Origin of the sequence: Parafrankia discariae, from assembly GCF_000373365.1 — a bacterium.
In the GTDB taxonomy this organism is placed as follows: domain Bacteria; phylum Actinomycetota; class Actinomycetes; order Frankiales; family Frankiaceae; genus Parafrankia; species Parafrankia discariae.
In genome coordinates this window covers 1-14833 of sequence record NZ_KB891220.1, presented here as the reverse complement: position 1 = coordinate 14833, position 14833 = coordinate 1, and the positions used below count along the sequence as shown (strand labels likewise).

Below are 14833 nucleotides of genomic sequence, written 5' to 3'. Positions count from 1 at the left end.
AGGTGGGAGCGTGCCGGCCCCTAAGTGGGGGCGTTTCCCGCCGGGGGTGGTGGGCCGCCCTGATTGTCGGACCCACCGACTACGGTGACCGCCATGTCGTCTATAGGTCCCGCGGCGCGGTCCGGCACGGGCGCAGGGCGGGCCTCCTCGCGGGCGGGCTCGGGTTCCCGCAACCCCGCCGGTGGTTTCCGGTGCTCGGCCTGCGAGGCCGAGGCCGTCCGCTGGGCCGGCCGGTGTCCGCGCTGCCAGGCCTGGGGCACGCTGGAGGCGCAGGCGCCCGCCCCGCGCCGGGCCGGCGGGTTCTCCGGTGGCCTGGGTGGCAGCGGTCGCATCGGTGCCGCGGCCCCGGTCACCGCGCCGGCCACCCCGGTCACGGCGGTCGACGTGACCACCGCGCGCTCGCGTCCCACCGGCATCGGCGAGCTCGACCGCGTGCTCGGCGGCGGGATCGTCCCCGGGGCGGTGATCCTGCTCGCCGGGGAGCCGGGTGTCGGCAAGTCGACCCTGCTGCTGGAGGTCGCCGCCCGCAGCGCGGCCACCGGGTCGCGCTCACTGGTCATCACCGGGGAGGAGTCCGCCGCCCAGGTCCGCCTGCGGGCGGGGCGGACGGGCGCGCTGCATCCCGATCTCTGGCTGGCGGCCGAGACCGACCTGGGCGCGGTGCTCACCCACGTCGAGCAGGTCCAGCCGGCCCTGCTGGTCGTCGACTCGGTGCAGACCATCTCCTCCGCCGGCTTCGACGGGTCGGCCGGCGGGGTGACACAGGTGCGCGAGGTGGCCGGCGCCCTGATCCGCACCGCCAAGGCGCTCGGCCTGGCGACCGTGCTGGTCGGCCATGTGACGAAGGAGGGCGCCGTGGCCGGGCCGCGGCTGCTCGAACACCTGGTGGACGTCGTCCTGCACTTCGAGGGCGAACGGCACTCGACGCTGCGCCTCGTCCGGGCCGGCAAGAACCGTTACGGCCCGGCGGACGAGGTGGGCTGCTTCGAGATGCACGACTCGGGCATCCGCGAGGTCGCCGATCCCAGCGGGCTGTTCCTGTCCCGGTCCGGCGGCGCCGGACCGGCGGCCGTGCCGGGCACCTGCGTCACGGTGACCGTGGAGGGCCGGCGTCCGCTGGTCGCCGAGGTGCAGGCGCTGGTGGCGGAGGCGTCGGCGCAGGTGCCGCGCCGCGCGGTCTCCGGGCTCGACGCCGCCCGGGTGGCGATGATCCTCGCCGTGGTCGAGCGGCGGGCGCGGGTCCGGTTCGGCCGGGCGGACGTCTACACGGCGACCGTCGGCGGGGTCCGGCTCGCCGAGCCGGCGGCGGACCTGGCGGTCGCGCTGGCCACCGTGAGCGCCGCCCGGGACCAGCCGCTGCCGGGTGATTTGGTGGCGATCGGTGAGGTGGGCCTGGCGGGTGAGGTGCGTTCGGTCAGCGCGGTGCGGGCGCGGCTCGCCGCGGCGGCCCGGCTGGGCTTCCGCCGGGCGCTCGTGCCGACCGGCTCCGGCGAGGCACCGGAAGGGTTGACCGTCCAGGAAGTGCCGGACCTTATCGCGGCCATTGCGCACATGTACGACGAATGAACCTCCTTTGGTGATTGCCGGATATGGTGAGGCCGCCGTGAGCCCGCACTGATCCGCATGCGACTTACCGATACCATTACGGCGACGGGCACGACATGGTGGGGGCGTTCGACGCACAGGACGTCGAAGAACAACGAGGGAGCCTGATGGCAGGACCACCCGGGGATGACATCTTCCGGGCGACACTCGCCGCGGTCGCGCCCGGTACCCCGTTCCGAGACGGTCTCGAACGCATCCTGCGTGGGCACACCGGTGCGCTCATAGTGCTCGGCCATGACAAGGTCGTCGAGGGCCTGTGCACCGGCGGCTTCGAGCTCGACGTGGAGTTCTCCGCCACCCGCCTGCGCGAGCTGGCGAAGATGGACGGCGCGATCGTGCTCTCCTCCGACCTCGCGCGGATCGTGCGGGCCGCCGTGCACCTCGTCCCGGATCCGACGGTCCCCACCGAGGAGTCCGGCACCCGGCACCGCACCGCGGAGCGGGTCGCGAAGCAGACCGGCTTCCCCGTCATCTCGGTCAGCCAGTCGATGCACATCATCGCCCTTTACGTGGCGGGGCGGCGGTACGTGCTCGACGGCGCCGCGGCCATCCTCTCCCGCGCCAACCAGGCGCTCGCCACGCTCGAACGCTACAAGATGCGCCTCGACGAGGTCGCCGGCACCCTCTCGGCGCTGGAGATCGAGGATCTGGTCACCGTCCGGGACGCCATCTCGGTGAGCCAGCGGCTGGAGATGGTCCGGCGGATCGCCGACGAGATCGAGAGCTACGTCGTCGAGCTCGGAACCGACGGGCGGCTGCTGTCGCTGCAGCTCGAGGAGCTGATGGCCGGCGTCGAGACCGAGCGCGAGCTCACCGTGCGCGACTACCTGCCGGCCGGCTCGCGGGCGGGCAACGCCGCCCAGGTGCTCGCCGAGCTGTCCGCGATGTCGCCGACGGACCTGCTTGACCTGACCGTCATCGCCCGGGTGATCGGCTTCTCCGGCGGGGCGGACATCCTCGACCGCCAGATCAGCCCGCGCGGCTACCGGATGCTGGCCAAGGTCCCGCGCCTGCCACGGATGGTGGTGGACCGCCTGGTCGACCACTTCAGCACCCTGCAGAAGCTGCTCGCGGCCGGGGTCGACGACCTGCAGGCGGTGGACGGCGTCGGCGAGACCCGCGCCCGAGCGGTCCGCGAGGGGCTCTCCCGGCTCGCCGAGTCGAGCATCCTCGAACGCTACGTCTGAAACCGCCACGTCTGGAACCGCCGCGGCTGAGACCGTCACGTCCGACCGCCCGGTGGACGGGCCGGCGGGCGCCGGACGGGCGGGCCGGCGGCGGGCGGTGCGCCGGGACTTGAGACGATTTCCGCGATGACATCCGTGCGAATGGCTGACGAGGTGCTGGACTGGTTCGCGGTCTGTGCCCGCGACCTGCCCTGGCGGCGGCCGGAGACGACCCCGTGGGGCGTCCTCGTCAGCGAGATCATGCTGCAGCAGACTCCGGTCAACCGGGTCCTGCCGGTCTGGGCGCAGTGGCTGAGCCGCTGGCCGACGCCGGCCGACCTCGCCGCCGAGCCGTCCGGTGAGGCCGTGCGGGCCTGGGGGCGCCTCGGCTACCCCCGCCGAGCCCTGCGGCTGCACCAGGCCGCCACCGCCATGCTGGAACGGCACGGCGGCGCCGTGCCGGCCGGGCTCGACGACCTGCTGGCGCTGCCCGGTGTCGGGAGCTACACGGCCCGGGCGGTGGCGGCGTTCGCCTTCCGGCAGCGCCACGCCGTGATCGACGTGAACGTCCGCCGGCTGGTCGCCCGGGCGGTGGAGGGGGTCGCCGAGGGGCCGACGGCCGTCTCCCGGCGCGATCTGGCGCTGGTCGCCGACCTGTTGCCGGCGGACCCGGAGACCGCGGCGCGGACGAGCGCGGCGTTCATGGAGTTGGGCGCGCTGGTCTGCGTGGCCCGGGCGCCCCGCTGCGCGGCGTGCCCCGTCCGGGACCGGTGCGCGTGGCTGGCGGCCGGCAGCCCGCCGTCCGAGGGCCCGGCCCGCCGCCCGCAGGGCTACGCCGGGACCGACCGCCAGGTGCGCGGCCGGCTGCTGGCCGTGCTCCGGGAGGCGACCGGGCCGGTCGAGCAGGCCGACCTCGACGCGGTGTGGGACGAGCCGGTCCAGCGTGACCGGGCGCTCGCCGGGCTCCTCACCGACGGCCTGGTCAGCCGGACGGCGCCGGGCGTGTACGCCCTCCCGCGCTGACACCTGTCCCGGGCACGGACACCCGTCCCGCGCGCTGACGCCCTCCCCCACACTGACACGCCCGGCCCGCGCGCCGACATCCCCGCGGACCATTTCACGGCACTTCGGCGACACGGAGGTGCCGTGAAATGGTCCGCCCGGAAATCAGGTCGGGCGCGGAGCGGGGGCCCGAAAGCGATATCCGATCCCGCGGATGCTCTCGATGAGCGGCGGATGAACGTCGATAAGTCCACGGGAAGTGACCGCCGGGCGCGGTGGGACACCCGGCGCGGCGGTGAAGTCGGGGCGCTGCGCGGCGGTGCTGTCGGCCACACCGGAGATGGAGTCCCCGAGACGGCGGCGCAGACGGCGCACGTGCACCGCCAGCGTGTTCGGGTCGGTGTCGGCCGAGCCCCAGACCTCGGTGAGCAGGGTCTCCCTGGTGACGACCCGCCCGGCGTGCCCGAGCAGCAGGTGCAGCAGCCGGAACTCCCGCGGCGGCATGTGCACGGCGCGGCCGTCCACGGTGACCTCGTGCGCGTCGACGTCGAGGACGACCGGCCCGGAGCGCAGCACGCTGGACGCCGCGGCGGCGACCGTCGACGCCCCGACCGACCCGGGCCAGCCCGTCACCCCGCCGGCCAGCCCGGTGGCGAGGATCCCGCCGGCGCCACCCGCACCGACGACGGACCCCGGTCCGGCGCCGAAGCCACCGGCCGCCTCCGGGCCCACGGGCGAGCCGGCCCGGTCCGCGACCAGCCCGCCGCGAGGGCCCACGCCACTCGGACCGCCCAGGGGACCAGGGCCGTCCAGGCCGGCCACGGAGGCGGCCAGCCCGCCGACGGCGCCGACCATCGCGAGCACCTCGTGCAGGCGGTACGGCTTGCCCACGCAGGCGCTCGCCCCGGCCTCGAGCGCCGCCGCGGCCTGTTCCCGGTCATCGGGGCCGACCGCGAACAGGATGGGCGTCGTGTCCCGGCCCGCCACGGAGCGGACCGTGCGGATCACGGTGACGCCGTCCACCACCGGCAGCCGCGCGCTGATCAGTACCGCGGACGGGTCGAGCCGACCGATCTCGACCAGAGCCCGGGCGCCGTCGGTGACGACGCTGACCTCCACACCCTGGCCGCGCAGCGCCGGCAGCAGTTCGTCGTTCGCCTCGTCGTCGGCGATGAGCAGCGAGGGCGCGGGCTGCCCGCGATCTGGCGCGGCGGGGGCGACCGCACCGTCGCCCCCGCCGCTGACCGTCGGCCACACGTCGGGAGATCTCAGCCGAACTTCCCGGAGACGTAGTCCTCGGTCCGCTTCTCCTTCGGGTTGCTGAAGATCTGCGCGGTGCGGTCGCATTCCACCAGCCGTCCCGGTTCGCCGGTCTTCTCCAGCGAGAAGAAGGCGGTCGTCTCGCTCACACGGGACGCCTGCTGCATGTTGTGCGTGACGATGACGATCGTGTAGCTGGACCGGAGCTTCTGGATCAGGTCCTCGATCGCCAGGGTGGAGATCGGGTCGAGCGCGGAGCACGGCTCGTCCATGAGCAGCACCTGCGGCTCGACGGCGATCGCGCGGGCGATGCACAGCCGCTGCTGCTGGCCGCCGGACAGGCCGGCGCCGGGCCGGTTGAGCCGGTCCTTGACCTCGTCCCACAGGTTCGCGCCGCGCAGCGACTCCTCGACCCGCTCGTCGAGCAGCGCCTTCTTGCGGACGCCGTTCAGCTTCAGCCCGGCGATGACGTTCTCGTAGATCGACATCGTGGGGAACGGGTTGGGCCGCTGGAAGACCATGCCGACGTTGCGGCGGACGTTCACCGGGTCGACCCCGGGGCCGTACAGGTCCTCCCCGTCGAGCAGGACCTTGCCCTCGACCCGGGCACCGGGGAGGACCTCGTGCATCCGGTTGAGCGTCCGCAGGACGGTCGACTTCCCGCAGCCGGACGGCCCGATGAAGGCCGTCACGGTCTTGGGCTCGATCGTCAGGTTCACGTCGGCTACGGCCTTGAACTTCCCGTAGTAGGCGGTCAGCCCCGAGATGTCGATACGGGTGGCCATTGCTACCTCGACTCAGGTGTTTGTGCGGTCGGTCGGTTCGTGGAAGAAGGCAGTACCCGGACTGCCGACTGGCGCCCTGGGCGGACGACGACGGCCACCACGGGCTACTTGATCGTCGCCCGGCGTGCCACGAGCCGAGCGAGCAGATTGAGCAGCATGATGATGATAATCAGGACGAGCGCCGCGGCCCAGGCCCTGTCGATCGCTACCTGCTGCGGCTGTCCGGCCTGTGAATAGATATACAGCGGCAGGGCCGACTGCTCCCCGGAGAACGGGTTGAAGTTGATCGAGTTCGAACCGAAGACGGTCAACAGCAGTGGCGCCGTCTCGCCGGCCACCCGGGCGACGGCCAACATGACACCGGTGACGATTCCTGGTAGCGCGGTCGGGAGCACCACCTTCAGAATCGTCCGCCATCGGGCTACACCGAGCGCGTAGCTCGCTTCGCGCAGCTCGTCGGGAACGAGTTTCAGCATCTCCTCGGCGGACCGCACGACCACTGGAATCATGAGGATCGTGAGGGCGAGGGCACCGGCGAAGCCAGAGAAGCTCTGCCCCAGCGCGAGAATCCAGAAGCCCAGCACGAACAGACCCGCGATGATCGACGGGAGGCCGGTCAGGACGTCCACGAAGAAGCTGATCACCCGGCTGATCCGGCCGGTTCCGTACTCGACCAGGTAGATGGCGACCAGCAGCCCGAACGGCACCGCCATGATGCTCGCCAGTCCGACCTGCTCAAGGGTGCCGATGATCGCGTGGTAGATGCCGCCGGCGGCGTCCCGGGCCCTGATGCCGCGCATCGAGTGGGTGAGGAAGTTCCCGTCCAGCCGGCTGGCGCCCCGCGACACGACGCTCACGATGATCGCGAGCAGCGGGACCAGCGCGAGCAGGAACGAGCCGAACACGGCCGAGGTGACGAGCCGGTCCCGGGCCCGCCGCGACCCCTCGACCATGACCGACGCAACCGTCTGCCCGATCCCGAACAGGATCAGCGCGATCAGGACGAACTGGATGCGGCTGTGGATGGATGTCACCAGGTAGAGCAGGACGGTCAGCACGACCGCGCCCACCGCTATCGCGCCGAGCACCGGCCGGCCGAGCGTCTGCCCACGCAGGTTCAGCGAGCCGCCGCTGACCGGAGCCGGCGGCGCCGTCGTCGTCGCGGTGCTCATGCCGCCCGCCCCGAGAACTCGCGACGCCGCGCGATGACGGCTCGAGCAATCATGTTGACCACCATCGTGACGACGAAGAGAACGAGACCGGACGCGATGAGCGCGCCCTTTCCGATGTCGTTTGCCTCACCGAATCCGTTCGCCACGTTCGCGGCGATCGTGTTTCCGGCGGGAGTGAGAATCTTCCAGGAGATGTCGAAGGAGGCCGGCAGCACGAGGGCCACCGCGATCGTCTCGCCCATCGCCCGGCCGAGACCCAGCATGGAGGCGCTGATCACGCCCGGCTTGCCGTAGGGAATGACCGCCGTCCGGATCATCTCCCAGCGGGTGGCGCCGAGCGCCAGAGCGGCCTCGCGGTGGATGATCGGAACCTGGGAGAAGACCTCCCGGGAGATCGCCGCCACGATCGGGAGAATCATGATTGCCAGCACCACGCTGGCCAGGAACATCGAACGGCCGACCGTGCCGTTGCCGATGTCGAAAAGCGGGATCCAGCCGAAGTAGTCGGCCAGCCAGGACTGCGTCCCGTTGAAGTGCGGAGCGAGGACGATCAGGCCCCAGAGGCCGTAGATGACGCTCGGCACGGCCGCGAGCAGGTCGACGATGAAGCCGAGCCCGGAGGCCAGCCGGCGCGGCGCGTAAATGGTGATGAAAAGCGCGATGCCGACCGCGACCGGAACCGCGAGGAGGAGCGCCCCCACGGCGGAGATCAGAGTTCCGAACAGCAGGGCGGCGACACCGAAGACCGGCGGGTCGGCGTTGGCTCGCCACTCCTCCGTGGTGAGGAAGTTCCCGGTGTTCGCGCCCAGGGCATCGGTGGCCCGCAGCACCAGGAAGATCGCGATCAGCGCGATGAGCACGAGCAGGCTGATGCCCGCCGTCCTGGTCAGGTTCTTGAACACGACGTCGGCCAGGCCGACCTTCGGTTTGGCGTCCGCCGGCGGTGTGATGTCCGGCGGTCCGAGGTCCGGCGCCGTCGTGCTCGCCGCCGCGTTGGCCGGCGTCGCGGTACTCGTCGGCGTCGCGCTCGTCGGCGTCGCCTCCGCCGCCTCCGGGGTGGGCTGCGAACCGGTCCCCCGAGACCCAGCGTCTGCCGGGCTACCCGGCTCAGTCGTCATCCGTACCTACCTCGACTCTTCCTCCCTCAGGGGCGACCGGCCCGGCCGCCGGTCGGATCGACCGGCGGCCGGGGCGGACGCCCGGAAAACCAGGTTCCGCGGTCGGGGCGACGGTGCCCCGACCGCGGAAGGACATGCTGGTCAGCCCGTCAGGCCAGCCTCAACCGTCAGGCGATCTTGGCGACGACGCCGCGGACCTTCGCGGCGATCGTGTCCGGCAGCGGGGCGTAGCCGAGGTCCGCGATCGCGGACTGGCCGGCCTCGGAGGAGATGTAGGTCAGGAAGCTCTTGAGGAGCGGAGCCTGGTCGGCGGGAGTGCCGGTGGTGCAGGCGATCTCGTAGGTGGCCAGGTAGATCGGGTAGGCACCCTTGGTCGCCGTGGTGTAGTCGAAGGTGAGCTTGAGGTCGTCACCCTCGGCGACCTTGGCGGAGCTGATGCCGATCGAGGCGGCGTCGGTGCTCACCTCGACGAACTCGTCGGCGGCGTTGCCGATCAGCGCCGTCGGCAGGCTGGCGTTCTCCGCGTAGGAGAGCTCGACGTAGCCGATCGCGTTCGGGGTGGACTTGACGGTCGAGGTCACGCCGTCACTGCCCTTGGCGCCCTGGCCACCCGGCGCGGTCCAGTCGGAGCCGCCCTCGAAGGTCCAGTCGGCCGCCGCGGCGCCCTTGAGGAACTTGGTGAAGTTGTCCGTCGTGCCCGAGCCGTCCGAGCGGTGGATCGACTGGATGGGAGCGTCCGGCAGGCTCACGCCGTCGTTGTCGGCGACGATCGCCGGGTCGTTCCACTTGGTGATCGCGCCGGAGTAGATCTTCGCGACGTTCGACGCGCTCAGGTTCAGCTTGTCGACACCGTCGAGGTTGTAGATGAGCGCGATGGGCCCGACGACCATCGGGATGTCGACGGCCGCGCCGCCGGTGCAGCGGGCGTCCGCCGCGGTCTTCTGGGCATCCTTCAGCGCGGAGTCGGACCCCGCGAAGGTGACCTGCTTGTCGATGAACTGCTGGCGTCCCGTCGACGAACCGGAGCCCTGGTAGTTGATGGTGGCGCCGTCGCATTCGTCCTGGTAGGCCGAGACCCACTCGTCCATCGCGTTCTTCTGCGCGGACGAGCCCGAGCCGGTGATCGACCCCTTGGCGCAGTCGATCCCACCGGCGGCGGTCGACGGCGCGGCACCGGTCGTGGTGTCGGTGTCGCTGTTGTCGTCCGAGCCGCACGCGGCCAGAGAGAGCAGCGCCGCGGCGGCGAGGCCCGCGACGATCTGACGCTTGCCTAGGTTCACTAGCAATCCTTCGTCCATCTGGTTCGCGCCTCGCGGCGCGGATCTGGTCCCGCCCCCCGGATCGGGGTGCCGGCGAGAATCGAAGCGATGTCGAGTGAACGAAAGGTGAACAGCGACGGACATGAACCGCACTCAAACAGGAACACATCCCGGCCATGGGTTTCGACACGAGTCGACAACCCGCGCACGACCATTTTAGATACGTTCAGTAGTCGCTAGCTACACACATAGACACCAGGGTCGATGGCCGACCTGGAACCGGCCGGCGCCCTCGATACCCCCGGCAGCCTCGGCGGCATGCTGGCCACGGCGTCGCGGGGCCCGTGTGGCCGATCCCCTCACCCACGACCGCCGGCCCGCTCACCCACGACCGCCGGTCTGGTCGCCCGCGGTCGCCGGTCAGGTCGCCCCCAACGGCCGACCAGGGAGACCACGCCCAGGCACAAGGTCGAGCACACCACTTACAACCCTCCATAAACACGTCATCTCGGACATTTGATTACGCATATGAACAGGACTTTCGTCCCGCGTCACCAGACGTCCGACTCTGACCGGAGATCGCCCCGCGCCTTCCCGTCAAGCCAGTCGTTTGCTATAAAGCAAACAAGCGGTAGCTGACAGCATTGCCTCATAACCGCAGAGTCAGGAGGTGGTTCAGGCTCGACCCGAACGCACGTCACCGCGACGACGGCGCCCCTCCGGCCTCACCCGGGCTCGTCCGGAAACCGCCCCGGGCTCCCGCGAACCGGGCGTCGGTACCGCGGGCCGTCGCCATCGCGTCGCCAATCGTTCATGTCGAGTTCGGTCACCGGCCACCGGGCCCACCGGGTGCCGTCGATCGCGCTCCACCCGCCGAACGGGCACTTCCGGTACCGGCCATCCGGCGGAACCCCCAGCTCCACCGGTCAGCGGCCCCACAGCCGGAACCGGTTCCCGCCGGCGGGAGCAACACGCGCTGAACACACCTGTCTCCGATCCCGCCCGCGACGCCGAAGTCGGTGGACCGCCAGCAACAGGAAGGCAGCATGCACGATGAACACCGTCGACACCGGTGAACTGATGCCGGAGCCCAGACCCGTATCCGGAGGTCCACCGCCGTCGCTGGCGGAAGTCGTCACAGTCCGGGACGGGTTACTGGTGGAGCACGAGCTGGTCCTGGCCCCCGGCGCGACGGCGGCCGACCTGACCAGCGCCATGATCCTGGTCCCGCCCGCCGCCGCCCTCGTCAGTCACCACGGTGACGTGGACCTCTCCCTGATTTTCCGTGAGGTCCCACGCCCGGGCCCCGAGGGCACCGCCGCGCACCACTGAGCCGCCCGCGCCGAACCGCGCCGTCCGTCCGTCCGTCCCGGCCACGCCGAACCGTCCGCCGGGCCGGTACGGCTGGGACCGCTACGACAGTGGACGGCACAGCGGACCGCACGACAGCCGACGGTGCGCCAGAGGTGTCGCCGGCACGCTGTCCCGGCCGGGGCTCGCCGCGATCCGCGAGCGGCGGGCACCCCTTTCCCATCGGCCGGTGACGCGCCGGTGGCCCATCCGCCCGCCCGGTCCCGGCCGCGCACACCGGGGCCGGGCGGGTGGTCCGGTGCGGCCCGTCTCGGGGGGCGGGCCGTCCCGGAGACGGCCGGCGTCCGTCGGCCCGCCGCGCCGAACCAATATCGTGGACGACGTGGCTGTTCTCACCCCCCGCTCCACCGACTTTCCGCGCTGGTACCAGGACGTGCTCGACAAGGCCGAGCTCGCCGACAACGGACCCGTGCGCGGCACGATGGTCATCCGGCCGTACGGCTACGCGCTGTGGGAACGGATGCAGGCCGACGTCGACGCACGGATCAAGGCCGCGGGCGCGGTGAACGCCTACTTCCCGTTGTTCATCCCGGAGAGCTACCTGCGCCGGGAGGCCGAGCACGTCGAGGGGTTCAGCCCCGAGCTGGCCGTCGTCACCCACGGTGGCGGCAAGGAGCTGGCCGAACCGGTGGTGGTCCGTCCCACCAGCGAGACGGTGATCGGCGAGTACATGGCCAAGTGGACGCAGAGCTACCGCGATCTGCCGCTGCTGCTGAACCAGTGGGCGAACGTCGTCCGCTGGGAACTGCGCCCGCGGCTGTTCCTGCGTACCAGCGAGTTCCTGTGGCAGGAGGGGCACACCGCCCACGCGGACGCCGCCGACGCCGCCGCCTATGCCCGCCGCATCGCGCTCGAGGTGTACCGGGAGTTCATGACCTCGGTGCTGGCGCTGCCGGTGTTCGTCGGCGCGAAGACCCGCAAGGAACGCTTCGCCGGCGCGGTCAACACGATGACCTGCGAAGGCATGATGGGTGACGGCAAGGCGCTGCAGATGGCGACGAGCCACGAGCTCGGCCAGAACTTCGCCCGCGCCTTCGACATCGACTTCCTCGGCCCGGACGGCGGCCGGCACCTGGCGTGGACGACCTCCTGGGGCAGCTCCACCCGCATGATCGGTGGCCTGATCATGGCGCACGGCGACGACAACGGCCTGCGGGTGCCGCCCGTGCTCGCGCCCACCCAGGTGATCGTGCTCCCGGTCCGTGACGACGACGCCGTGGTCACGAAGGCCCGCGAGATCACCGACGCGCTCACCGCGCTCGGCGTCCGGGCCAGGCTGGACGCCCGCCCCGGCCTGTCCTTCGGCCGCCGGGTCACCGACGCCGAACTCAAGGGCATCCCGGTCCGGGTCGAGGTCGGGCCGCGCGACCTGGCCGCCGGCAACGTCACGCTGGCCCGTCGGGACACCGGCGAGAAGTTCCCGGTGCCCCTCGGCGAGGCCGCCGGCCGCGTCCCCACCCTGCTCGACGAGGTGCAGGCGAGCCTTTACGCGCAGGCCCTGGCGCTGCGCGACGCGCGCACCTCGGACGTCACCTCGCTGGCCGAGGCGGTCGAGGCCGCCGCGGCCGGCTTCGCCCGGCTGCCCTGGCGCCTGGTGGGTGAGGATGGCGAGGCACGGCTCGCCGAGGACTCGCTGACCGTCCGCTGCCTGCAGACCCCGGACGGCGCCCTGCCGGCCGCGGACACCGCGGACGAGGATCTCGTCTGCCTCGTGGCCCGCTCCTACTGACGTGCGTGGGGCTGGTCCGCGCGCCCCGCGGACCGGGCCCCCCGCGGACCGGCCCCCCGCGGACCAGCCCGGCGCGGACCAGCCCCGCGCTGGCCGACTCTCACCGGCGCCCGACCTACCGGCCGCCCGGGCGCCTGATCTACCGCCCGGGCGCCCGGGCGAGCGGCGCATTCTGGTGCTCGTTTACTCGCCGTCTGGTTTCTCTCTCGCCGTTTCAGGCAGCGGCACCAGCAAAATTCGCCCTGAAAGGACGAGAAAGAAATCAAACGGCGAGCAGACCACTCCGGCGTGGCGAGTTTTTGTCCGATAGATGGCGGTCTGGCCGTGCCGTGATGGTCCGGGTCGTGGCCCACCCAGATACTCCCGCGCGCACCGTACCCCCACCCGAGGACGGGGTCACCACGAAACGAAGCGGACCCGACACACCGTGGTGGATCGCCCTGCGATAGATCGGTCTTTGCGAAACGGACCGTCAGCGGCGGAAACCCCGGGTAGGCCGGCCGGCAGCCGACCAGACGATTCTCGACACGGGTCGAGACATCGAAAAGCGATCGAAGTCCATTCCCGGCCGGCGTCACCCGACCCCGGGCTCCCGGTCCGACGTGGGGCGCAGGGCCGTGAGATGTGCCTGCGACGGACCACGCACGACCGCGCGGAGATCCCCTGAGCTGCAAGGACCCGCGGTCCAGCCGGGCCGGGCCCACCCCGGTGTCAAACGGTTGACTCCGAATTTCGCCTTAGTAGGATTAAGGCGCGAATACGACGTGACGGTCAGGACGCGATCGAGACGTGTCAGGCTCCACCGTGGCGGGTGGCGTTCCGGTGCGCGCCTCGGAACTTCCGCCGTGACGCCGCGTGAGTCAGCGAAGTCGAGTGAGTCATCAAAGATTTTCGATCTCAACGAGGAGCGGCTGTGAAGCGGTTACTGATCGACGGAAAGCTTGTCGAGACCGAGCGGACGGTCGACTCGATCAACCCCGCGACCGGTGAGGTCATCGGCCAGGCCGCGGAGGCGACCGTCGAACACACCACCGCCGCGGTCAAGGCCGCCCGCAAGGCCTTCGACACCACCAACTGGTCCACGGACGTCGCGTTCCGCGTCCAGTGCCTCAACCAGCTCCACGACGTCCTCCTCAAGCACAAAGAAGAACTCCGCGAACTCACCATCGCCGAGGTCGGCCACCCCCGCATGATCACCGACGGGCCCGCCCTCGGTGACCCCATCAACCTCGTCAAGTACTACGCCGACCTCGCCGCCGGCTACCAGTTCACCCAGGACCTCGGCACCGTCGAATCCCGCGGCGCCCAACACCACCGCTGGGTCGAACGCGAACCCGCCGGCGTCGTCTCCGCGATCGTCGCCTACAACTACCCCACCCAACTCGCCCTCGCGAAACTCGCCCCCGCCCTCGCCGCCGGCTGCACCGTCATCCTCAAAGGCGCCCCCGACACCCCCCTGCTCGCCCTCGCCCTCGCCGAACTCATCGCCAACGAAACCGACATCCCCCCCGGCGTCGTCAACGTCATCACCTCCCTCGACATCGACGCCGCCGAAGTCCTCACCAGCCACCCCGACGTCGACCTCGTCACCTTCACCGGATCCACCGCCGTCGGCCGACGCATCATGGAAGTCGCCAGCAGGACCGTCAAAAAGGTCTTCCTCGAACTCGGCGGGAAATCCGCCCTCGTCGTCCTCGACGACGCCAACCACGACATGGCCGCCATGATGGCCGCCTTCACCATCTGCTCCCACGCCGGACAGGGCTGCGCCATCACCAGCCGCCTCGTCGTCCCCCGCGCCCAGCACGACGCCATCGTCGAGAAGGTCGCCGCCACCCTCGCCCAGATCAAGGTCGGCGACCCGTCCGCACCCGACACCTACATGGGCCCCCTGATCAGCGAGAAGCAACGCGACAAGGTCGACAACATCGTCCAGCGCGCCATCACCGCCGGCGCCACCCTCGTCACCGGCGGCCAGAAGATCAACCCCGGGTACTTCTACACCCCCACCCTGCTCGCGAACGTCGACCCCGACAGCGAGATCGCCCAGGAAGAAATCTTCGGCCCCGTCCTCGCCGTCATCCCCCACGACGGCGACGACCACGCCATCGCGATCGCGAACAACTCCATCTTCGGCCTCTCCGGCTCCGTCCTGTCCGCCGACACCGACCGCGCCCTGAACGTCGCCCGCCGCATCCGCAGCGGCACCATCAGCGTCAACGGCGGCAGCTGGTACGCCCCCGACGCCCCCTTCGGCGGCTACAAGCAATCCGGCATCGGACGCGAAAGCGGCCTCCTCGGCCTCGAGGAATTCCTCGAAGTCAAAACCATCGCCACCCCAGCCGGAACCTGACCCACCAACACCA

The 14833-nt window shown here is 71.1% G+C and carries 11 protein-coding genes; 6 read left to right on the top strand and 5 right to left on the bottom strand.

The annotated features are described in order from the left end of the window. Positions 1 to 93: 93 nt before the first annotated feature. The 3 genes from radA to B056_RS0118760 all read left to right on the top strand — a co-directional run bounded on the left by radA (position 94) and on the right by B056_RS0118760 (position 3794). Positions 94 to 1566 carry a DNA repair protein RadA gene (radA, locus tag B056_RS0118770; RefSeq protein WP_018503407.1) on the top strand — a complete coding sequence of 491 codons (1473 nt, stop codon included), beginning with the start codon at positions 94 to 96 and terminating at the stop codon, positions 1564 to 1566. A 146-nt stretch (positions 1567 to 1712) separates the two neighbouring features. After that, positions 1713 to 2792 (top strand): DNA integrity scanning diadenylate cyclase DisA, encoded by a 1080-nt coding sequence (disA, locus tag B056_RS0118765; protein WP_020572576.1) that lies wholly within the window; start codon positions 1713 to 1715, stop codon positions 2790 to 2792. A gap of 126 nt (positions 2793 to 2918) precedes the next feature. Further along, entirely contained in the window at positions 2919 to 3794 is an 876-nt protein-coding gene (locus B056_RS0118760) for an HhH-GPD family protein (RefSeq protein ID WP_076784725.1), read from the top strand. 144 nt (positions 3795 to 3938) lie between these two features. Here the strand turns inward: B056_RS0118760 and B056_RS0118755 are convergent, their stop codons facing one another. The 5 genes from B056_RS0118755 to pstS form a co-directional block, all read right to left on the bottom strand. Beyond that, positions 3939 to 5030: a winged helix-turn-helix domain-containing protein gene (locus B056_RS0118755; protein WP_018503404.1), complete on the bottom strand. Its 1092-nt coding sequence runs from the start codon at positions 5028 to 5030 to the stop codon at positions 3939 to 3941. Positions 5031 to 5041: 11 nt separating this feature from the next. Next, positions 5042 to 5818 carry a phosphate ABC transporter ATP-binding protein PstB gene (gene pstB / locus B056_RS0118750; RefSeq protein ID WP_018503403.1) on the bottom strand — a complete coding sequence of 259 codons (777 nt, stop codon included), beginning with the start codon at positions 5816 to 5818 and terminating at the stop codon, positions 5042 to 5044. A gap of 104 nt (positions 5819 to 5922) precedes the next feature. Beyond that, entirely contained in the window at positions 5923 to 6990 is a 1068-nt protein-coding gene (pstA, locus tag B056_RS0118745) for a phosphate ABC transporter permease PstA (RefSeq protein WP_018503402.1), read from the bottom strand. Continuing rightward, positions 6987 to 8108 carry a phosphate ABC transporter permease subunit PstC gene (gene pstC, locus B056_RS0118740; protein WP_026239858.1) on the bottom strand — a complete coding sequence of 374 codons (1122 nt, stop codon included), beginning with the start codon at positions 8106 to 8108 and terminating at the stop codon, positions 6987 to 6989. Before pstC ends, pstA begins: the two co-directional genes overlap by 4 nt. Positions 8109 to 8275: 167 nt before the next feature. Beyond that, positions 8276 to 9388 carry a phosphate ABC transporter substrate-binding protein PstS gene (gene pstS / locus B056_RS0118735; protein WP_018503399.1) on the bottom strand — a complete coding sequence of 371 codons (1113 nt, stop codon included), beginning with the start codon at positions 9386 to 9388 and terminating at the stop codon, positions 8276 to 8278. Between the two features lie 1137 nt (positions 9389 to 10525). On the opposite strand from pstS, the gene B056_RS44495 reads away from it, so the two are divergent. The 3 genes from B056_RS44495 (at position 10526) to B056_RS0118720 (ending at position 14820) form a co-directional block, all read left to right on the top strand. Beyond that, entirely contained in the window at positions 10526 to 10699 is a 174-nt protein-coding gene (locus B056_RS44495; protein ID WP_230203073.1) for a hypothetical protein, read from the top strand. Positions 10700 to 11060: 361 nt separating this feature from the next. Then, a complete protein-coding gene (proS, locus tag B056_RS0118725) occupies positions 11061 to 12467 on the top strand; it encodes a proline--tRNA ligase (RefSeq protein ID WP_026239857.1) in 1407 nt (468 codons plus the stop codon). Positions 12468 to 13380: 913 nt separating this feature from the next. After that, positions 13381 to 14820, top strand: coding sequence for an aldehyde dehydrogenase family protein (locus B056_RS0118720; protein ID WP_018501992.1), 1440 nt, complete (start codon positions 13381 to 13383; stop codon positions 14818 to 14820). Positions 14821 to 14833: the final 13 nt, after the last annotated feature.

Excerpts from the sequence above, each read along its gene's own strand:
- radA (WP_018503407.1), top strand. The coding sequence starts at position 94 with ATGTCGTCTATAGGTCCCGCGGCGCGGTCCGGCACGGGCGCAGGGCGG.
- disA (WP_020572576.1), top strand. The coding sequence starts at position 1,713 with ATGGCAGGACCACCCGGGGATGACATCTTCCGGGCGACACTCGCCGCG.
- B056_RS0118760 (WP_076784725.1), top strand. The coding sequence starts at position 2,919 with ATGACATCCGTGCGAATGGCTGACGAGGTGCTGGACTGGTTCGCGGTC.
- pstB (WP_018503403.1), bottom strand. The coding sequence starts at position 5,818 with ATGGCCACCCGTATCGACATCTCGGGGCTGACCGCCTACTACGGGAAG.
- pstA (WP_018503402.1), bottom strand. The coding sequence starts at position 6,990 with ATGAGCACCGCGACGACGACGGCGCCGCCGGCTCCGGTCAGCGGCGGC.
- pstC (WP_026239858.1), bottom strand. The coding sequence starts at position 8,108 with ATGACGACTGAGCCGGGTAGCCCGGCAGACGCTGGGTCTCGGGGGACC.